Origin of the sequence: Micromonospora deserti, from assembly GCF_003236335.1 — a bacterium.
In the GTDB taxonomy this organism is placed as follows: domain Bacteria; phylum Actinomycetota; class Actinomycetes; order Mycobacteriales; family Micromonosporaceae; genus Micromonospora; species Micromonospora deserti.
In genome coordinates this window covers 1-20,506 of the sequence record NZ_POUB01000092.1, presented here as the reverse complement: position 1 = coordinate 20,506, position 20,506 = coordinate 1, and the positions used below count along the sequence as shown (strand labels likewise).

At 75.8% G+C, this 20,506-nt stretch carries 12 protein-coding genes; 8 read left to right on the top strand and 4 right to left on the bottom strand.

What is annotated here, in order from left to right:
- Positions 1-482: NUDIX hydrolase (locus tag C1I99_RS15260; protein WP_111134884.1), on the bottom strand; the 482-nt coding region annotated here is incomplete at its 3' end.
- A 105-nt stretch (positions 483-587) separates the two neighbouring features.
- On the opposite strand from C1I99_RS15260, the gene lgt reads away from it, so the two are divergent.
- Complete coding sequence (gene lgt / locus C1I99_RS15255) at positions 588-1,808, top strand: prolipoprotein diacylglyceryl transferase (protein WP_111134883.1); 1,221 nt, start codon at positions 588-590, stop codon at positions 1,806-1,808.
- A gap of 17 nt (positions 1,809-1,825) precedes the next feature.
- Positions 1,826-3,013, top strand: a complete 1,188-nt coding sequence (locus C1I99_RS15250) for an FAD-dependent oxidoreductase (protein WP_111134882.1) — start codon at positions 1,826-1,828, stop codon at positions 3,011-3,013.
- Positions 3,014-3,038: 25 nt separating this feature from the next.
- Here the strand turns inward: C1I99_RS15250 and C1I99_RS15245 are convergent, their stop codons facing one another.
- On the bottom strand, positions 3,039-3,884 hold the full coding sequence (locus C1I99_RS15245; protein WP_111134881.1) for a GNAT family N-acetyltransferase: 846 nt from the start codon (positions 3,882-3,884) through the stop codon (positions 3,039-3,041).
- A 146-nt stretch (positions 3,885-4,030) separates the two neighbouring features.
- Between C1I99_RS15245 and gltB the strand changes: the two genes are divergently transcribed.
- From gltB to C1I99_RS15215, 6 genes are all read left to right on the top strand, one after another.
- A complete protein-coding gene (gltB, locus tag C1I99_RS15240; protein ID WP_111134880.1) occupies positions 4,031-8,725 on the top strand; it encodes a glutamate synthase large subunit in 4,695 nt (1,564 codons plus the stop codon).
- Positions 8,718-10,235, top strand: a complete 1,518-nt coding sequence (locus C1I99_RS15235) for a glutamate synthase subunit beta (protein WP_111134879.1) — start codon at positions 8,718-8,720, stop codon at positions 10,233-10,235. Before gltB ends, C1I99_RS15235 begins: the two co-directional genes overlap by 8 nt.
- 172 nt (positions 10,236-10,407) lie before the next feature.
- On the top strand, positions 10,408-11,925 hold the full coding sequence (locus tag C1I99_RS15230; protein WP_233512512.1) for an MFS transporter: 1,518 nt from the start codon (positions 10,408-10,410) through the stop codon (positions 11,923-11,925).
- A gap of 135 nt (positions 11,926-12,060) precedes the next feature.
- Positions 12,061-14,778 (top strand): type 1 periplasmic-binding domain-containing protein, encoded by a 2,718-nt coding sequence (locus C1I99_RS15225; RefSeq protein ID WP_233512511.1) that lies wholly within the window; start codon positions 12,061-12,063, stop codon positions 14,776-14,778.
- 100 nt (positions 14,779-14,878) lie between these two features.
- On the top strand, positions 14,879-17,413 hold the full coding sequence (locus C1I99_RS15220; RefSeq protein WP_111134878.1) for an FtsK/SpoIIIE domain-containing protein: 2,535 nt from the start codon (positions 14,879-14,881) through the stop codon (positions 17,411-17,413).
- A 3-nt stretch (positions 17,414-17,416) separates the two neighbouring features.
- The gene (locus C1I99_RS15215) at positions 17,417-18,211 is read left to right on the top strand and encodes a hypothetical protein (RefSeq protein WP_111134877.1); all 795 of its coding nucleotides are present in this window, start codon (positions 17,417-17,419) and stop codon (positions 18,209-18,211) included.
- 99 nt (positions 18,212-18,310) lie between these two features.
- On the opposite strand, the gene C1I99_RS15210 is transcribed toward C1I99_RS15215, so the two are convergent.
- Together C1I99_RS15210 and C1I99_RS15205 are read right to left on the bottom strand one after the other, a co-directional pair.
- A complete protein-coding gene (locus C1I99_RS15210) occupies positions 18,311-18,739 on the bottom strand; it encodes a nitroreductase family deazaflavin-dependent oxidoreductase (RefSeq protein ID WP_111134876.1) in 429 nt (142 codons plus the stop codon).
- A gap of 71 nt (positions 18,740-18,810) precedes the next feature.
- Positions 18,811-20,157, bottom strand: a complete 1,347-nt coding sequence (locus C1I99_RS15205) for a pentapeptide repeat-containing protein (RefSeq protein WP_111134875.1) — start codon at positions 20,155-20,157, stop codon at positions 18,811-18,813.
- Between the last annotated feature and the right edge of the window lie 349 nt (positions 20,158-20,506).

The following is a 20,506-nucleotide window of genomic DNA, read 5'->3' as shown; positions in this document are numbered from 1 at the left end:
GTGGGGGACTGGTCGGCGCGCTGTTCCGGCGGGCGGGCAGCGGCGGCGCAGGTGCGCAGCAGGCCGGAGCGGCCGGCCACCGCGTCGGCGACCGCCGCCCGGGTGGTGGGCGTGACCGCGTCGGGCAGCCCGGCCGGGTCGTGCCAGGAGAGCCGGCAGCCCTCCGCCGGCCCGGCCACCGGCCGGTTGGCGTGCACGCGGGCCCGGAACACGTGCACCAGCACGTCCGGCACCGGCCCGGCGCGGCCGGCGGGTGGCGCCGGGCATGGCTCGGCGAGGTGGTAGAGCCCCACCATGTCAACCAGTTCGATGTCCCACCCGGTCTCGGTGCGGACGTCGCGGACCGCCGCGTGCACCGGGCTCTCCGCGCGGCGCAGCCGGCCGCCGGGCAGCGCGTACCGGCGCTCGCCCTGCCGGCAGAGCAGCACCCGGCCGGCGCCGTCGGTGACGACCGCGGCGACGGCCCAGGTGAGCGCGCTCATGGACAAAGAGCCTACGGCCGTGCAAACCAGAAGTCAGCGAGCTTCGTGCCCGGCGCCGGGACCGGGGTGCCGCCGGAGGGGTCCGCAGCGGTAGCGTGTGCACCCGTGACCCTCGCCTCGCTGACCCCCCAGGCGGCCCTGCCCAGTCCCAGCACCGCCGTCTGGCAGCTCGGACCGGTACCGATCCGGGCGTACGCGCTGTGCATCATCCTCGGCATCGTGGTGGCCTGCTGGGTCACCGAACGGCGGCTGCGTCAGCGTGGCGTGGCCCCGGGCGCGGTGCTCGACATCGCGGTCTGGGCGGTCCCGACCGGCATCATCGGGGCCCGGATCTACCACGTGGTGACCTCCCCGGAGAAGTACTTCGGCACCGGCGGCGACCCGATGAAGGCGTTCGCCATCTGGGAGGGCGGTCTCGGCATCTGGGGCGCGGTCGCCGGCGGCGCGCTCGGCGCGTGGATCGCCGCCCGGCAGTTGGGCATCCCGTTCGCCGTGGTCGCCGACGCGCTCGCCCCCGGCCTGCCGCTGGCCCAGGCGATCGGCCGGCTCGGCAACTGGTTCAACAACGAGCTCTACGGGGGCCGTACGACGCTGCCCTGGGGCTTGGAGATCCACCGGATGGACCCGGACAATCCCGGGCAGGCGCTGCGCGACGAGGCCGGCCGGCCGATCCTCGAACCGGGCCTGTACCACCCGACCTTCGCCTACGAGGCGCTGTGGAACGTCGGCGTCGCCGCGCTGGTGTTCGTCCTCGACCGTAAGCTGCGGCTCGGCCGGGGCCGCGCGTTCGCGCTCTACGTCATGGGCTACACCGCCGGCCGGTTCTGGATCGAGCTGATGCGCACCGACGAGGCGAACACCATCCTCGGCGTCCGGCTCAACGTCTGGACCGCCGCCCTGGTCTTCCTCGGCGCGCTGGCCTACTTCGTACGCGTCCACGGCCCCCGCGAATACCTGATCCCGGTCGGCGCCGCCGCCGCGCCGGCCCCGCCCGTCGACTCCGACGTCTCCCAGGTCGACCTCTCCGCCCGGGAGGCCGGCTCCCGCCCGGTCGCGCCCGAGGGCTACCGGGTGGTCGGCGAGGAGCAGTACCGGCACTGGCGGGAGACCGGCGAGGCGCCCGTCGACGGCCCCGGCACCGACGAGCCGGTCGCCGGCGCCGACGAGGCGTCCACCGACGGCGCCGACGAGGCGCTCGGCGGCCCGGCCGACCGGGGCGCGGCCGGGCCCGACGAGCCTGCGGGCGCGGCCGACACCGACGCCGGGGACGGGTCCACGCGGGGCGACCGGGCCGGGGCCGCCGGCCCCGCCGACCGCGACAGCTGAGCCGGGAAGCGGCACCGATGCGTAGCGCGGTGGTGGTCGGCGCCGGGATCGGCGGCCTCGCGGTCGCCGGCGCGCTGGCCCGCTCCGGCTGGCGGGTCACCCTCCTGGAGCGGGCCGACCGGGTCCGCCCCGAGCCGACCGCCGTCGTCCTCTGGCCCAACGGGGTACGCGCGCTGCGCGCCCTGGGCCTCGGCGCCGGCCTGGAGGCGATCGCCACGCCGCTGCCCGACGGTGGGGTGCGCCGCCCGGACGGGCACTGGCTGGTGCAGCCGCGCCCCACGCCGGCCGACCGGACGCCGGTGGTGGTGCACCGGGAGGACCTGCACGACGCGCTGATCGCCGGCCTGGGGGACGGGGTCGAGCTGCGCACCGGGGTGACCGTGCGGACGGTCCGCGCCGGTGCCGGGGAGCGCCCGGCGGTCGGCGACGGCCGGCACAGCGTCGAGGCCGACCTGGTGGTCGCCGCGGACGGCACCGACAGCGTGATCCGCCAGCAACTCGCGCCGGGTGCCGTGGTGGTCAGCTCCGGCTGCGCCGCCTGGCGGGCGGTGATCCCCTGGTACCGGGCTCCCACGCTGCCCGCCGACCGGTCCGTCGGCGGGGAGGTCCTCGGCGCCGGGTACCGCTTCGTGGCCGCGTCGCTGGGCGAGCGGGGCTCCTCCGGCGGCTCCAGCCGGGGCGGCATCTACTGGGTCGCCACCGCCGCCGGGGCGTCCCGGCCGGAGCCGCCGGAGACCCAGCTGGCCCTGCTGCGCCGCTGGTACGCCGGCTGGCCCGCGCCGATCGCCGACCTGCTCGACGCCACCGACCCGGCCGACCTGGTGCAGCAGGAGATCCGGGAGCTGCGTCCGCTGCCCCGCTCGTACGCCTTCCCGGCCGGCCCGGGCGGGGTGGTGCTCCTCGGCGACGCCGCCCACGCCATGCCGCCACACCTCGGCCAGGGCGCCTGCCTCGCCTTCGAGGACGCCGCCACCCTCGCCTCGCTGCTGCGCGAGTCCCGGCTGCCCGACGCTGTCGCCGCGTACGACCGGGTACGCCGGCCCCGCGCGGCGACCGTGGTCCGGCAGGCCCGCCGCATGTCGGCGGTGCTGCAGACCCGCGGCCGGCTCGCCCTGCGCGCCCGCGACGCGGCCCTGGGCACCCTCACCCCTCGCCTGCTCTCCAGCGCGGCGGCCTCCGCCGCCCAGTGGCGCCCCCCGACCTGACCCAGCCGGCTCGCGTGCGGCGGGGTCAGGGGAGGACGGGGGCGGGTTCGGCGATGCAGGCGGTGCCGATGCGGCGGAAGCCGACCCGCAGGTAGACCCGGGCGATCTCCTCGCTGCCGGCGGAGAGGAAGACCAGGTCGGTGCCGGCGGCGAGCAGTTCGCGGGCCAGCGCGGCGGTCACCGCCGCGCCGAGGCCACGCCGGCGGGCGACCGGCAGGGTGGCGACCCCGGCGATCTCGGCGACGTCGCCGACCCGCATCGCCATCCCGCTGGCCAGCGCGCCGTCAGCCGGGGTGCCGGCCAGCGCGGACAGCCGGCGGCCGTCGGCGATTCGGGCCCGCTCCTCGTCCAGCGCCGCCACGTCGAGTTCGGTGACCGCGGCGTCGCGTTCGGCGGGGCCCGCCTCGCTCCGCTCGGTGCCGGCGGCGGCGAATCCCACGGCGGCGACGGCCCGCCGGGCGGCGACGTCCGCGGCGAAGCCCGGCGCCGCCGGGTCGAGTAACCGCACCGGTACGCCGCCGAGCGCGGCCGGGTCCGGCAGGGCGGCCGGGTCGAGCACCATCAGTGGGGCCTCCAGCACCGACAGCCCCGCCGAGCGGGCCACCGCGAGCAGGTCCGGGGTGGTCTCGTGCACCCACTCGAAGGCTTCCGGCAGGCCGAGCTCCCGCTGCCGCTCGCGTACCGCCGACACATCGGCCAGGGAGGGCGGCCCGGTGGTGTCCCGCCGCGGCCGGGCGTAGAACGGCCAACCGGCCCCGTCGCGGACGAAGAGCACCAGGGACCCGTACTCCTCGATCCGGGCGGCGTCGCGGGGTACCGCGTCGTAGAAGCGTTCCAACCGGTCGAACAGGTCCTTGTGCTTGGGATCCACCGCGCGAGACTACACGTCCCAAACTCTGGAAGGTGTGATCAATCCGCACTGGCCTTGCGCGGGCCGCCCTAACGTAGACTCAATAGTCCCATAAGGGCCGACGTCGTCCCGACCGTGATCCACCCTGAGCGACGACAGGAGGCCCGGTGGCCTTTCCGTACCCTCACAGCAGCCCGCAGCAGGCCCCGCACCGCGGCCCGGGCGCGCCCGCGACCGGCCTCTACGACCCCGCTCAGGAGCATGACGCCTGCGGCGTGGCGTTCGTGGCGGACCTGCACGGGCGGCGGTCGCACGCGGTCGTGGGCAACGGCCTCGACGCGCTGTGCCGGCTGGACCACCGGGGAGCCCGGGGCGCGGAACCGAACACCGGCGACGGCGCGGGCATCATGATCCAGGTGCCGGACGCGTTCCTGCGCGCGGTGGTCGACTTTCCGCTGCCGCCGGCCGGCGAGTACGCCACCGGCCTGGTCTTCCTCCCCGACGACGCCACCGCCGAGGCCCGCGCCCGCCAGGTGGTGGAGAAGTACGCCCTGGTCGAGGGGGCGGACGTGCTCGGCTGGCGGGACGTGCCGACCGACCCGGGCGGCCTCGGCGAGACGGCGCTCGCGGCGATGCCCCGGGTCCGGCAGCTCTTCCTCGCCGCGCACCGGCTCACCGACTCGCCGGCCGGGCCGGCCGGGTCGCCGCTGCGCGGCATCGAGCTGGAGCGGGTGGCGTTCTGCGTCCGCAAGCAGGCCGAGCGGGAGTCCGCCGAGCGGGGCGTGCCGGCGTACTTCCCGTCGCTGTCCGGGCGGACCATGGTCTGGAAGGGCATGCTCACCCCCGACCAGCTCCCGGCCTTCTACCCCGAGTTGACCGACGAGCGGGTCGACAGCGCCATCGCGCTGGTGCACTCCCGGTTCTCCACCAACACCTTCCCGTCCTGGCCGCTGGCGCACCCCTACCGGTTCATCGCGCACAACGGCGAGATCAACACCATCCGGGGCAACCGCAACTGGATGCAGGCCCGCGAGGCGCTGCTGCGCACCCCGAACCTGCCGGGCAACATCCGCCGGGTGTTCCCGGTCTGCACCCCCGCCGCCTCCGACTCGGCCAACTTCGACGAGGTCCTCGAACTGCTGCACCTGGCCGGGCGGAGCCTGCCGCACGCGGTGCTGATGATGATCCCCGAGGCGTGGGAGAACGACCCGGACATGCGGCCGGACAAGCGCGCCTTCTACCGCTTCCACGCCAGCCTGATGGAGCCGTGGGACGGCCCGGCGTCGGTGGCCTTCACCGACGGCGAGATCGTCGGCGCGGTGCTGGACCGCAACGGCCTGCGCCCGGGGCGCTGGTGGCGCACCGACGACGGGCTCGTCGTGCTCGGCAGCGAGGCGGGCGTGCTCGACCTCGACCCGGCCCGGGTGGTCGCCAAGGGGCGGCTCCAGCCGGGGAAGATGTTCCTGGTCGACACCGTGGCCGGCCGGATCGTGCACGACGACGAGATCAAGGCCGAGCTGGCCGCCGCGCAGCCGTACGAGGAGTGGCTGCACGCCGGGCTGATCGAGCTGACCGACCTGCCCGCCCGCGAGCACACCGTCTACACCCACGACTCGGTCCGCCGCCGCCAGCAGACCTTCGGCTACACCGAGGAGGAGCTGAAGATCCTGCTCGCGCCGATGGCGCGCAGCGGCGCCGAGCCGATCGGCTCGATGGGCACCGACACCCCGATCGCGCCGTTGTCGACCCGGCCGCGGCTGCTCTACGACTACTTTCACCAGCTCTTCGCCCAGGTGACCAACCCGCCGCTGGACGCCATCCGGGAGGAGCTGGTGACCAGCCTGGCGTCCACCATGGGCCCGGAGGGCAACCTGCTCGACCCGGGCCCGGCGAGCTGCCGGCAGATCGTGCTGCCGTACCCGGTGATCGACAACGACGAGCTGGCCAAGATCCTCTCCATCGACGAGGACGGCGACCTGCCCGGCTTCAAGGCGGTCCGGGTCTCCGGGCTCTACCGGGTACGCGAGGGCGGCGCCGGCATCAAGGCCCGGCTCACCGAGATCTGCCGGCACGTCTCCGAGGCGATCGAGGACGGCGTCCGGATCCTGGTGCTGTCGGACCGCGACTCCAACGCCGACCTCGCCCCGATCCCGTCGCTGCTGCTCACCGCCGCGGTGCACCAGCACTTGGTCCGCGAGCAGACCCGGACCCAGGTGGCGCTGATCGTGGAGTCCGGCGACTGCCGGGAGGTGCACCACGCCGCGGTGCTGATCGGCTACGGCGCGGCGGCGGTCAACCCGTACCTGGCGTTCGAGTCGGTGGAGGACATGATCGCCACCGGCGTGCTGGTCGGCGTCGAACCGGCCACGGCGATCCGCAACTACGTCAAGGCGCTCGGCAAGGGCGTCCTGAAGATCATGTCCAAGATGGGCATCTCGACGGTGTCGTCGTACTGCGGGGCGCAGGTCTTCGAGGCGGTCGGGCTCGACACCCGGCTGGTCCAGCGCTACTTCCGCGGCACCCCCAGCACGATCGGCGGGATCGGCCTGGACGGCATCCACGCCGAGGTCGCGGCCCGGCACGCGCTCGCCTGGCCGGCGCCGGGCGCCGAGGCGACGCCGCGGCTGGAGGTCGGCGGCGAGTACCAGTGGCGCCGCGAGGGCGAGCTGCACCTGTTCAACCCGGAGACGGTCTTCCTGCTCCAGCACGCCACCCGCAGCCGGCAGTACGACATCTTCCGGAGGTACACGGCCAAGGTCGACGAGCTGGCCGCGAAGGCCGGCTCGCTACGCGGGCTGTTCACCCTGCGTACCGGGGTGCGGCCGGCGGTGCCGATCGAGGAGGTCGAGCCAACCAGCGAGATCGTCAAGCGGTTCGCCACCGGCGCCATGTCGTACGGGTCGATCTCAGCCGAGGCGCACGAGACCCTCGCCATCGCGATGAACCGGCTCGGCGGCAAGTCCAACACCGGCGAGGGCGGCGAGGACGTCGAACGGCTGCACGATCCGGCCCGCCGCTCGGCGGTCAAGCAGATCGCCAGCGGCCGGTTCGGGGTGACCAGCGAGTACCTGGTCAACGCCGACGACCTGCAGATCAAGATGGCCCAGGGCGCCAAGCCGGGCGAGGGCGGCCAACTGCCGGGCAACAAGGTCTGGCCGTGGATCGCCCGTACCCGGCACGCCACCCCCGGCGTCGGCCTGATCTCCCCGCCGCCGCACCACGACATCTACTCCATCGAGGACCTCGCCCAGCTGGTGCACGACCTGAAATGCGTCAACCCGGCCGCGCGGGTGCACGTCAAGCTGGTCAGCGAGGTCGGCGTCGGCACCGTCGCGGCGGGCGTGGCGAAGCTCAAGGCCGACGTCATCCTGATCTCCGGCCACGACGGCGGCACCGGGGCGTCCCCGCTGAACTCGCTCAAGCACGCCGGCACCCCGTGGGAGTTGGGGCTGGCCGAGGCGCAGCAGACGCTGTTGCTCAACAAGCTGCGCGACCGGGTGACCGTGCAGGTCGACGGCCAGCTCAAGACCGGCCGGGACGTGCTCGTCGCGGCGCTGCTCGGCGCGGAGGAGTTCGGCTTCGCCACCGCCCCGCTGATCGTCTCGGGCTGCGTGATGATGCGGGTCTGCCACCTGGACACCTGCCCGGTCGGCATCGCCACCCAGAACCCGGTGCTGCGGGAACGCTTCACCGGTACGCCGGAGTTCGTGGAGAACTTCTTCCTGTTCCTCGCCGAGGAGGTCCGCGGCTATCTCGCGGAGCTGGGGCTGCGCTCGATCGAGGAGGCGATCGGGCAGACCGAGCTGCTGGACGTCGCCCCGGCGATCGCGCACTGGAAGGCCAACGGACTCGACCTGAGCCCCGTCCTGCACCTGCCGCAGCTGCCCGCCGGGGCCGCCCGCCGGGGCGTCCGGCCGCAGGACCATGGCCTGGAGCTGGCGCTGGACAACGAGCTGATCGCCCTCGCCGGGCCGGCGCTGCGCGACGGCACGCCGGTACGGGTCGAGGTGGCGGTGCGCAACGAGCACCGCAGCGTCGGCGCGATGCTCGGCGGCGAGGTGACCCGCCGCTTCGGCGGCGCGGGCCTGCCGGCCGACACGATCGAGTTCGACCTGCGCGGCACCGCCGGGCAGTCGTTCGGCGCGTTCCTGCCGCGCGGGGTGACCCTGCGGCTGCACGGCGACGCCAACGACTACGTCGGCAAGGGGCTCTCCGGCGGGCGCCTCGTCGTCCGCCCGGATGCCGCGGCGCCCTTCGTCCACAGCGACGCCGCGCCGGGCCGGCGGGCGGAGGACCAGATCATCGGCGGCAACACCATCCTGTACGGGGCCACCGCGGGTGAGGTCTTCCTGCGCGGCCGGGTGGGGGAGCGGTTCGCGGTGCGCAACTCGGGCGCGGTGGCCGTCGTCGAGGGCGTCGGCGACCACGGCTGCGAGTACATGACCGGCGGGACCGTGGTGGTGCTCGGCCCCACCGGCCGCAACTTCGCCGCCGGCATGTCCGGCGGTACGGCCTTCGTCTGGCGGCTCGACCGTCGCCGGGTCAACGCCGAACTGGTCGACCTGGCGCCGCTGCGCGAGGAGGAGCAGGCCCTGCTGCACGAGCTGGTGCAGCGGCACTTCGCCGAGACCGACTCGGCGATCGCCGAGGAGCTGCTCAAGCGCTGGCCGGAGGCGGTGGCGGAGTTCACCGCCGTGGTGCCCCGCGACTACCGCCGGGTGCTGGAGATCATGCGGGCCGCCGAAGCCGCCGGCCACGACGTCGACGACGCGGTGATGAGTGCGCTCACCGCGCCCGCTCAGCCGGCGTTGCCGGTGCCGCCCGCCCCGCGGGCGGTCGCCCAGGAGGTGGCTCGTGCCTGACCCGAACGGTTTCCTGCGCTACCCCCGGCGGATGCCGGCCCGCCGGCCGGTGCCGGTGCGGATCACCGACTGGCGGGAGGTGTACCGGCCGGCGGGCGAGGAGCTGGTCCGGGAGCAGGCGACCCGGTGCATGGACTGCGGCATCCCGTTCTGCCACAGCGTCACAGCCGGCTGTCCGCTGGGTAATCGCATCCCGGACTGGAACGACCTGGTCCGCACCGGCAACTGGGACGCCGCGGTGGAGTCGCTACACGCCACCAACAACTTCCCCGAGTTCACCGGACGGCTCTGCCCGGCGCCCTGCGAGGCCGCCTGTGTGCTCGGCATCGCCGGCGGGGAGCCGGTCACCATCAAGCAGGTCGAGGTCGAGATCGCCGACGCGGCGGTGGCGCGGGGCGGGCTGCTGCCGCGCCCGGTGCCGGCGCCGTCCGGGCGGTCGGTCGCCGTGGTCGGCTCCGGGCCCGCCGGCCTGGCCGCCGCCCAGCAACTGGCCCGCGCCGGTCACGCCGTCACGGTGTACGAGCGCGACGACGCGGTCGGCGGGCTGCTCCGCTACGGCATCCCCGACTTCAAGCTGGAGAAGCGGCACATCGACCGGCGGCTGGCCCAGCTCGCCGCGGAGGGGGTGCGCTTCCGCACCGGGGTGAACGTCGGCGTCGACGTGACCGCGCAGCAGGTGCGCGCCGAGCACGACGCGGTGCTGCTCGCCTGCGGCGCGCTGCAGGGCCGGGACACCCCGCAGACCCCGGGACGGCAGCTGCGGGGCGTGCACCACGCCATGGAGCACCTGGTCGCCGCGAACCGGGTGGTCGCCGCGGCCGGCGCCGGCCGGCCGGCACCGGCCGTACTGCCCGACGGCACGCCGATCGACGCCGCCGGCAAGCACGTGGTGATCATCGGCGGCGGCGACACCGCCGCCGACTGCCTCGGCGTGGCGCACCGGCAGGGCGCGGCGGGCGTACACCAGCTGGACCTCTACCCGCAGCCGCCGCAGGCCCGGGACGAGGCCCGGGACCCGTGGCCGACGTGGCCGTGGGTCCTGCGTAGTTACCCGGCGCACGAGGAGGGCGGCGAGCGGGTCTTCGCGGTGGCGGTGCAGGAGTTCGTCGACGACGGCACCGGCCAGGTGCGGGCGGTCCGGATCGCCGAGGTGACCGTGGAGAAGCGGGACGGCCGGCGGATCGTCACCGCGCTGCCCGGCACCGAGCGGGAACTCCCCGCGGACCTGGTGCTGCTGGCGATCGGCTTCGAGGGCACCGAGCAGCAGCCGCTGCTCGACCAGTTCGGGGTGACCCGCAACGCGTGGGGGGCCGTGGACGCCCGGCCCGACTGGCAGACCGGGGCCGACGGCGTCTTCGTCGCCGGTGACATGCACCGGGGCGCCTCGCTGATCGTCTGGGCGATCGCCGAGGGCCGGGCCGCGGCCGCTGCCATCCACGGGTACCTCGGTGGGGCCGGCCGGCTCCCGGCCCCGGTGGACCCGGCGGCCCAGCCGCTCGCCGCGCGCTGACCCGCCCGACCCGTTCGGGGCGTCGCCCCGGCCCGCACAGGCCGGGGCGGCGCCGCGTGAGTCGCCTCACGAACTAGGGCACATCGGTTTAACTGCGGCCAGACTTGGCCGCTGCCGTACCGCCTCCAGGGTCCGGTGCCGTCATGTCGCCGTTCCCACGGGGGGATCTGTCGTGTTCGCCGCGCTGCGCCACCGGAACTACCGGATCTGGGCCGCCGCCGGGTTCGTGTCCGTCATCGGGACCTGGATGCAGGTCCTGGGGGTCAACTGGTACGTGCTCGCCGAGACCGGCTCGGCGACGTCGATGGGCCTGGCCGTGCTGCTCCAGGCCCTCCCCACGCTGCTGCTCAGCGTCTGGGGCGGGGCGTTGGCCGACCGGCTGCCGGGGAAGCCGCTGCTGATCGCGGCCCAGGCGGCCCACGCGGCCCTCGCGGCGGGGTTGGCCGTGGTCGCCGTCACCGGCGCGGGCGGCCTGCCAGCGATCTACGCGATCTCGCTGGTCACCGGTGCGGTCTCGGCGATCGAGGGCCCGGTGATGGGCCGCTGGTACTCGACGCTGGTGGACCGGGAGAGCCTCGGGAACGCCCTGGCGCTCGGCTCGCTGACCAACTCCGCCGGGCGCATCCTCGGCATGAGCGTCGGCGCCGTCGTGGTGGCCGCCGTCGGCCCCGCGCTGCTCTTCGGCATCAACGCCGCCAGCTTCGTCGCCGTGGTGGCGGCCCTGTTCGCCGTACGCGAGCGGGAGTTGCACGCCGGGGAGCCAGCGGCCGACCCGGTGCCGGCAACCGGCGGCATCGCGGCCGGTTTCCGCTACCTGCTCCGCCAGCCGGTGGTGCTTGTCGCGCTCGCGCTGTCGTTCGTACTCGGCAGCCTGGGGCGCAACTACCAGGTGACCATGGCGGCGATGAGTGACGGGCCGCTGGGTGGCGGAGCCTCCGGCTACGGCCTGCTCTCCACGGTCTTCGCCGTCGGCACGGTGCTCGGCGCGCTGGCCGCCGCGCGCCGGCGTGAGCTGGGCTACGGCGTCCTGGTCGGCGCCGGCCTACTGGCCAGCGGGCTGCAGATCGTCGCCGGGCTCGCCCCGGGCACCATGAGCTTCGCCGCGGTGATCCTGCCGGTCGCCGCCGCGGCGGTGGTCATCGACACCACCGTCGGCGCCCGGGCCCAACTCGACACCGACTACGCGATGCGCGGTCGGGTGCTGGCCGCCCTGGCGGTGACCGGCTCGGTCTCCGCGGCGGTCGGCGCGCCGCTGCTCGGCTGGCTGTCCGAACACGCCGGGCCCCGGGAGACCCTGGTGCTGGCCGGTGCGGTCTCGGTGCTCGCCACCGCGGTGGCGGCGCTCGCCCTCGACCGGCTGCGTGATCGCCGGCTGCGCCGCCGGATCAGCCGGGCGCTGGCCGCGCCGGCGGTGCGGCGCCCGGTCCGCCGGGTCGCCTCGACGGCTGCCCGCGTCGTCCGACCCGCGTCGACCATGGTCCGGGCCGTCCGGCCCGCCCCGACCGCGCTCTCGGCGGGGATCGTCCTCCCCGGCACCCGGCCCGTGCCGGCCCGGCGGGCCGCCGGCCGGTTCGGTGCTGGGGGGCACCGGTGTCCGGCCTGCGCGCCGCACCGTGCCCGCCGCCGTTCCCGGCTGACGGACACCACCCGCCCGGGCAGCCAGCAGGCCGACTGCCCCTGGTCCGGCTGACCCCGGTAGCGCCGGCGACGGGTGGTGCCGGCGGTGGTGACGATCCGGTGGTCCGACGGGACCGCCGGCCGCGACGCTTGCTCCGGACGGCGACACTGGGTGGACTGGACGGACACGGCGCGCCATGATCGGGGGATGTCGATGCGGGAGTCGACCGGTCAGAAACAGTCCCCACCCGGCCGGGACCGGTTGCCGGCCGGCGGCCTGGAGTTCGTGGCGCTGCTGGCCCGGCTGTTGCGCCGGCCCCGGCGCGGCGACCGCCGGCTGCCGCTGCTGTGGCTGGTGCGTCCCGACGGCGACACCGGCGCCGGCCCCGACCTGATGGCGCTGCTGCGCCGCTTCCTCGCCCAGGGGCAGCGCCGGCGGGTGCCGCACGCCGTGCTCGACGTCGCGGCGCAGCCCCCCGGCACGGACGTGTCCATGCTGCTGCGGGAGCTGCACCGGCAACTGTCGCTGGAGGCGTTCGGGGTGGCCCGGCTGCGGTTCCGCCACTACCCGCTCGCCGACTGGCTGATGCACCAGAGCCTCAGCTTCGGGGTGGACGCCGAGGAGGGCCGCTCGACGCTGGTACGCCGGCTGCGCGACCGGCGCGGCGCGCGGGCCGCCGGAGAGCCCGTCCCGCCCGGCGGGGACGCCATCGCCGTCGTCTCCCAGGTGCTGCTCTGGCTGGTCCGGCGGGCGGTGCCGGGGGCGCTCTTCCGGGTGGCGGTCTCCGGCCGGGTGCCGCTGGTCGGGCGGCACTACCGGTGGTTCATGCGCCAGCAGTACCTGGCCCCCCGGCAGTCGGTCACCTTCCTCGGATTCGCCGAGCGGCTCACCGCTGGCTGGCGCGACGGCGAGCAGCCCGACCAGGTCAACAAGCTGCTGCTGCACGCCTTCCTTGAGGATCTGCGGCAGGCCTACCGGCGGCGGCTGTGGCGCCCCGCCGACTGGCGGCGCACCGCGTACCCGGCGCTGCTGCTCGACCACGTGGCGCCCGGCGGCGTCGGCCACGTGCTGATCCGGCTGCTCAACGACGTCCGCAACGAGACCGGGCGCAACGACCCGCTGCTGGTCGTCGTCGCCGGCGACGGACCGCCGCCGGAGTTGCCCGAGCCGCATCCCCTGGACGAGGCCGACGAGGCGTACGACGAATGGGCCGAGGCGTTGCCGGAGATGCGGCGGCTGCGCCGCGCCGCCGCCTGGCTGGTGGTGTTGCGGCCGGCCGCCGCCGAGACCGGCCCGCCGCCGCGCGGCGGCCTGCGTCCCTTCACCGCGCCGGAGCCGCCCTGGTGGTCGCGGCGCTTCCTGCCGGCCGCGCTCTGCCTGGTGGTGCTGGCCGCGGGCACGGCGTGGGCGGCCACCCGGTGGGGGCCGGGCTGTCACCCGTCGGTCGGCGGCGGCCGGGTGGCGGTGGAACTGGTCGAGGGGGAGTGCATCGGCTACAGCGACAGCGCCGCTCAGGTGTTCAACAACGACCCCGGCCAGCAGCGGCTGCGGACCATCCAGGAGCGGATCTTCGCGCAGAACCGGGCCGCCGAGGAGGTCTGGGAGCGCAGCGACCGGCGCCGGCCCTACCTCACCCTGGTCTATCTCGGCACGCTCACCGGCAACCGGACCCGGGCGGACGAGGAGTCGTACGTCTCCGAACGCGAGGAACTGGAGGGCATGGCGACCGCGCAGTACGCGCTGTTGAAGGAGTCGGCCGGCGCCGACGGGGCGGCGCTGCTGCGGATCGTCGTCGCCAACGGCGGCCGGCAGATGCGGCACGCCGGGCGGGCCGTCGCGATGCTGGCCGAGCTGGCCCGCGACGACCCCACGGTGCTCGGCGTGGTCGGCCTGGTGGACAGCCGTACCAGCACCGCCCGAGCGATGCGCGAACTCAACCGCGTCGGGCTGCCCGTGCTCGCCCCGACGCTCTCCGCCGACCGGCTCGACGCGAACTCCCGGCTCTACCTGCAGATCTCGGCCCCGAACACCGACCAGGCCCGGATGGTCGAGGCGTACGCCCGGCAGGTGCTCAAGGTGGACGAGGCGCACGTCTACTGGACCACCGGCGAAGGCAGCTCGCTGACGGAGGACCTCTACGTCAACACCCTGGTCGAAGGGCTCAGGAAGCGGTTCGGCACCCGGATCACCCGGCTGGAGGAGTGGCGGCCCGGCCGCCGGCTCATCGCGGAGTGCGGCTACCCGGGGCTGCTCTTCTACGCCGGCCGCTGGTCGGAGTTCGACGGTTTCCTGCGGGCGCTGCGCGAGTGCGGCGACAACCCGCCGGCACACCTGGTCGGCGACGACTCGGTCAACCGGTACATGGCCAACCCGGGGCTGCGGGCGTCCGCCCCGGGCAACATCCCGGTCACCTACGTCTCCAAGGCCGCGCTGGGCACCTGCGCCGCACTGCGGGCCGCGCAGGCCCGCCGCGACGAGGCCCGGGCCAGCTTCCTGACCTGGATCCAGGCCGACGACCTGCTCGACCCGCCGCGCTGCCGGCCGGAGCAGCCGCACCAGGTCGGTGAGCGGGTCAGCCTCGCCTACGACGCGGCGATGATGATGGTCCGGGCGGTGGAGAGCCTGGCCGCCCGGCTGCACCACGCCGACCCCCGCCAGCGCTGGGAGCCGACGGCGGTCAACCCGGTCGGCGTGCACGCGGAGGTGCTGCGGCAGAACGCCGGCCAGGGGTACCCGGGCGTGGCCGGGCTGATCCGGTACACCCCCGACTCGGGCGAGCCGGTGGACAAGCGGATCTCGCTGATGCGGGTGGAGCGCGTCCCGGAGGTGGCGACCGGGCCGGTCGAGGTGTTCCACTGCGGCGCCGCTGACCGGCCGGCCCCGCCCATCTGCGCTGCCGTCCCGGCCACCGGGGCCCAACCCTGACGGCGTGTCCCGCGACGCGTCCGGTTCGCCACTGTGGCGGTGATGCCCGGTTCCGTTAGGGTTTGCCGGGAACATCCGGCCGACGGCGAGGGAGCAGACGGTGGGCAGGCTCGCGTCGGCATACGGGCAGGCGGCCGCGGCCCACCGGGCGGCCCGGGGGCACCTCGACCGGGCCCGCCGGGTGCTCGCCGACGGCGCCGCCCCGGGCGGGCCAGCCGGCGCCGGTGACCTGGTCGCCCGGTTGGCGCGGCTCGGCGGCGCGCTCGCCACCCCGGCCCCCGGCGCCACCCTGGTCACCCGCACCCCGGTGCCGGTGCGCGTCGGCGAGGCGTCCACCCCCGACGGTGGCTTTCCCGTGGTGGTGCCGCTGGGCGGCGGCCATCACCTGACGGTCGACGCCGACGCCCGTGACCCCCGGGTGGCCGGGCTGCTGCGGGCGCTGGTGCTGCGGCTGCTCGCCGCCGCGCCGCCGGGCGGGATGCGGGTGGCCGGCATCGACACCGTCGCGCTCGGCGCCGCGTTCGGGCCGCTGCGCCCGCTGGTCGACGCGGGCGTGCTCGACCCGCCGGCCACCAGCGGCACCGAGGTCACCGCCCTGCTCGACGCCGTCGAACGGCACGCCCGCACCGCCCGGCACGCCGACCGCCCCGACCAGGAGCTGCTGCTGGTGGTCGCCGCGTCGGCGCTCCCGCCGCGCGAGGCGGCCCGGCTCGCCGTGCTCACCCACGCCGGGCCGGGCGCTGCGGTCTGCGTCCTGCGCGCCGGCCATCCCCCCACCGTGTCGGCGGATCCGGCGCCGCCGCTCGGCGCCGCCACCGCGCTGCGGCTGACCGAGCGGTACGCGCAGGTCGGCGATCCGCCCGGGGCCCCGTTCAGCGACGACGGCTCCGGCCTGGCCGCCCCGGTGCTGCTCGACGGCGACCCGCCGGCCGCCTCGCTGGCCGCCCTCGCCGAGCACCTGGGCACCGCCGCCGGGCAGGGCGACGCGTTGGGCCTCGCGGAGCTGCTGCCGGCGCGGCGCTGGGCCTCCTTTGCCGGCGACGGGTTGCGCACGGTGGTCGGGCGGGCCGGCCGGGACCTGTTCACCGCCGCCTTCGACGACGCCACCCCGCACTGGCTGGTCGCCGGGCGCAGCGGCGCCGGCAGGATCCGCTTCCTGCTCGGTGTCCTCTACGGGCTGGCGGCCCGCTACTCCCCGGCGGAGCTCCAGCTCTACCTGCTCGACCTCACGGAGGGCGGCAGCTTCACCGAGTTCGTCCCCACCGCCGGGGATCCGTTCTGGCTGCCGCACGCCCGGGCCGTCGGCATCGGGTCCGACCGCGAGTACGGCGTCGCGGTGCTGCGCGAGCTGCGCCGGGAGCTGCACCGGCGGGCCGCCACGCTCCGGCGCCACGGCGTCACCACGCTCGCCGACCTGCCCCGTGACCCCCCGGTGCCGCGGGTCGTGGCGGTGATCGACGAGTTCCACCTGCTGCTCGCCGGCAACGACGCGCTGGCCCGCGAGTCGGTCGACCTGCTGAACGAGCTCGCCCGCAAGGGCCGCGCGCACGGTGTGCACCTGGTGCTGGCCAGCCAGGGCGCCACCGGCGTCGAGGCGCTCCACGGCCGGGCCGAGGCGATCCACGGGCAGTTCGCGCTCCGGGTGGCGCTGCCCGGCGGTGCCGGCGTGCTCGACCCCCGCAACGACGCCGGCTCCTCCCTGCCGATCGGCTCGGCCGTGGTCAACACCGCGGCGGGGGCGCCCGGCGCGGACACGGTCGTCCGCCTCCCCGACGCGCACGCCGCGGCGGCCGACCTGGCCCGGCTACGCCACGAGCTGTGGCAGGCCCGCCCGGCGGGCGCGGGCCCACCATCGGTGTTCAAGGGGTGCGAGACGGCGCAGGTCGAGGACGATCCCACCTTCGCCGGGCTGCGCCCGGGTGGCCGGCGCCCGCTGGCCCTGGTGGGGCGCACCGTCGACGTGGACGGCACCTCCGCGCTGTTCATCATGGACGCCACCCCGGGCCGGCACCTCGCCGTGGTGGGCGCCGCCGGCACCGCCGCCGAGGTGCTGCGGGCGGCCACCCTGAGCCTGGCCCGGCAGCACGCCCCCGGTGACGCCCGGTTCCTGGTCGCCCCGCTGGTCGCCGCCGCGGACCCGACCGCCGACGACACCGCCGCCACGCTCACCGCCGTCGGCCACGCCGTCGAGCGGCTCGACGCGACCGGGCTGCGCGAGCACGTCGCCGCCCTCGCCGCGCGGACGTCGCCGGCCGGGCGCACCTATCTCGTCGTGTTCGGCGTGGACGCCGCCAGCGGGCTGCTCGCCGTGGCCGACCCGCAGACCTTCCGTTCCGGCCACGACGACCTGCGCGCCCTGCTGCGGGCCGGGCCGGCGCACGGGGTGCACCTGCTCGGCTGGTGGCGGGGGCTGCGCGCGCTCGCCGGCGACCTCGGCGGTGCGCATCGCGACGACGTCGCCTGCCTGGTCGCGCTGAACGTGCCCGGCGCCGAGCTCGGGCTGCACCTCGGCGTGCCCGACCCGGGATACCCGCCGCGGCCCGACCGGGCGTTGCTGGTCGACCGGCACGACCAGCGCATCCGGCTGATCGTCCCGTACACCCGGAACGGGCACCCACCGTGCGGGGAGGACTGAGCTGTGTCCACCTTCGCCGAGTACGCGGCGCTGGCCCGGCAGCTGGCCGAGCAGCGGCGGGCCGCCGAGGCCGAGCGCCGGCGCAACCTGCACGCCACCGCCGACTACCTCCAGCACCGGCTCACCGCCCAGGGGCAGCGCCTCGACCAGCTCGGCCGCGCGACCGGCCTGCCTCCACCCGCCACGCCGCCCCGCCCGGCGCCGGCCCCGCCGGTGACACCCGCTTCCGGGCCGCCCGCGGGCCCGGCCGTCGCGCCGCCCACGGGCCTGGCTTCCGCGCCGCCCGTGACACCGGTTTCCGCGCCGCCGGCGGGCCTGCCGTCCACATCGGGCACGCCGCCGGGCTCCGGGGTTCCGGCCGGGGTGGCGGCCCCGGCGGAGGTCGACCCGGCGATGGAGCTGGAGCTGGCCCGGCGTTACGCCGACGAGGCCGACCGGCACGGGCAGCAGGCCGAACTGCTCGCCCAACGCCCGGTGCTGCTGCCGTCGTGGTCGTCGCCGGCCCGGGCGCTGGCCGTCTACCTCGCCGCCGTGGGGGTCGGGGTGCTGCTCATGCTCGCCCTGCTGTTCGGCTCCGGGGCCGGCGTGATCGACCTCGGCACCCACTACGTCTGGATGTGCGCCGGGCTGCCCGCCGTGTCGCTGGTCGCCGGCTGGCTGGTGCTCGGCCGCTGGGGCCGGCCCGCCGTCGTCGCCGGCACGCCACCCCGGTATCCGATGTTGGGTGTGCTGGTCTGCTTCCTGCTGGTGCCGCTCACCTACTGCGCCGACCTGCTGGCCTTGCGCGTGCTCCGCTGACGGTGCCGGCGTTGCAGATCCCGATGGGCAACGCCCTTTCGGGAGCGGTTCCCACCGGGATCGGGAGCGCGGGCCGTGCTCGGGCCGGCAGGGCCGGGGTCAGACGCGGCCGAGGATGACCACCGGGATCTCCCGGTCGGTCTGCTGCTGGTAGCGGGCGTACGTCGGGAAGACCTCGGTCATCAGCTCCCACAGCCGGGGACGTCCCGCCGCGGTGGCGGTGCGGGCCCGGGCCGGGAAACGCTCCGCGCCGACCTGCACCCGGACCTCGGGGTCGGCGCACAGGTTCAGGTACCAGTTCGGGTGCCGCTCCGCGCCCCCGTTGGAGGCGACCAGCAGGTACCGGTCACCGTCGCGGCCGTAGATCAGCGCGGTACGTCGCAGCGTGCCGGAGCGGCGCCCCCGGGTGGTGAGCAGCAGGGCGTCGTAACCGTGGTACTTCCCGCCGTCGGCGCCGTCGGTCTCTAGGTAGCGACGGACGTGGCTGGCGACCCAGCCGACGGGGCTGTCCTCAATGGTCTCGGTCACCTGCGCAGCCTACCCACCTCCGCGGTGGTCGACGGTGAACCCACCCGGTCCGGCGGGGTGGCCGGGGATGGTCAGCGGTCGAGCAACACCAGCCACTCGTCGTCGAGGCGCTCGACGGTCGTGCCCGCGGGCCAGACGTGCGGGACGGCCGCCACCGCCCGGGCCTGGTCGACCAGCGGCCGGCGGCTCAGTGTGGCGTCCTCGAAGCTCACCCGGCCGCCGAAGCGGGCCCGGCCGAAGTTCGCCGCCCCCTCGAAGCGGGCCCGCTCGAACCAGGTCTCGCCGGTGAACTCGGTCCAGCGGAACAGGGCCATGTCGGCGAACCGGGCCTGGCGGAACCCGACGTACCCGGCGAATTCGGCGTGCTCCATGGAGAGTCCGCTGTGGAAGACCGCCTCCCGGAAGGAGGTACTGCCGCCGAAGCGGGTGCCGTCGAAGCTCGCCGGGCGGTGGAACGTGGCGCCCCGGAACGACACCCGCGCGAAGCTCGCCCGCCGGCAGGACAAACCCCCGCCGACGTCGGCCCGGTCGAAGCTGGCGGGGCCGGTGAAGCGGGCGCCGTCGAGCAGGATCTCCGCGTCCCCGGCCAGGTCGTCGAAGACCGCCGCCTCGAACACCGCGCCCAGCGCCAGCCGCCCGCGTACGGTGGCGCCGGCGAAGCTGGTGGTGCCGGCGCAGACCGCACCGGTCAGGTCCGCGTCGACCAGGGTGCAGCCGCCGGCGTCGAACCCGTCGAGCCGGGCGCCGCTCAGGTCCAGCCTGACCCCCGGCCACCAGCTCTCGTCGTCCGCGCGCAGGTGCCGGGTGAGCACCCGTTGCGCGGTGCGGCGCACCTCCGTCTCGCGCGCGTCGTCGTCGGGTGGGGGCATCCGCAGGTACGCGCAGAGCACCGCCACGATCGTCGGTCGCTGCGCCGGATTGTCCTGACCGAGCCGCTCCAGGGCGTGCAGCCCGCCGAGGCGTACCGCCGCCTTGTCGTTGCCGAGCAGCTCGACCGCCCGGGTGTAGAGCTCGGTCAGCCGCCGCTCGGCGGCGTCGTGCTCGGCGGCCTCGGCCTGCCGCTCCTGGTGGCGCTGCCCGGCTTCGGCGACCGCCTCGGCGTGCGCCTGGACCCGCTCCCGGTGCGCCTGGTCCTGGCCGGCGACGGCCTCCTGGTGCCGCTGCGCGCGTTCGCTGATCCACTGTCGACGGGCGGCGAGTAGCAGCGCCAGCCCGCCGCCGGTGCCGGCCACCACCGTGAGCCCGGTGCGGATCGCGTCGATCCGTAGCGCCGCGCGGGTGTCGGCCCGGGTGGCCTGGTCGGCCTCGTCGAGCAGCCAGTCCAGCACCAGCCAGCCGAGCAGCGCGGCGAGCAGCAGGCCGACCAGCACCAGCCACCAGGGCATCACCCGCAGCCGCTCGTCGTGTGTCCGGCGCACGGCCCGAGCATGCCATCACTGCCGGCGGCGTAGGGGGAGCGCGGCGCCCGATCCGGTACGCCGCAACGGCCGCCGGTGCCACCGGATGTCCTCTGCGGAGCGGCGGTGCCCGTTTTGCCGATTTGTGCCCCGGATGGAACAACGGGTTACCGAGGCGTAACTTGCCATTGACGTTCCTGAATCACTACCCGCATCATCGTCCCACGGTCGATCGGACACCCCACCCGTCTCCCCGGTTCGCCGGGTACCTCCCGCCGGAGGTGCAGCCATGCTGCTCCGAAAGATCGTCTCCGCCGCCGCCCTCGCCACCGCCGCCGTCCTGCTGCTCCCGGCCGCCGCCGTCGCGGCC

What these genes read in the sequence shown, in the direction of transcription:
- C1I99_RS15250 (WP_111134882.1), top strand. Translation starts at nt 1,826, where the DNA reads ATGCGTAGCGCGGTGGTGGTCGGCGCCGGGATCGGCGGCCTCGCGGTC.
- C1I99_RS15225 (WP_233512511.1), top strand. Translation starts at nt 12,061, where the DNA reads ATGTCGATGCGGGAGTCGACCGGTCAGAAACAGTCCCCACCCGGCCGG.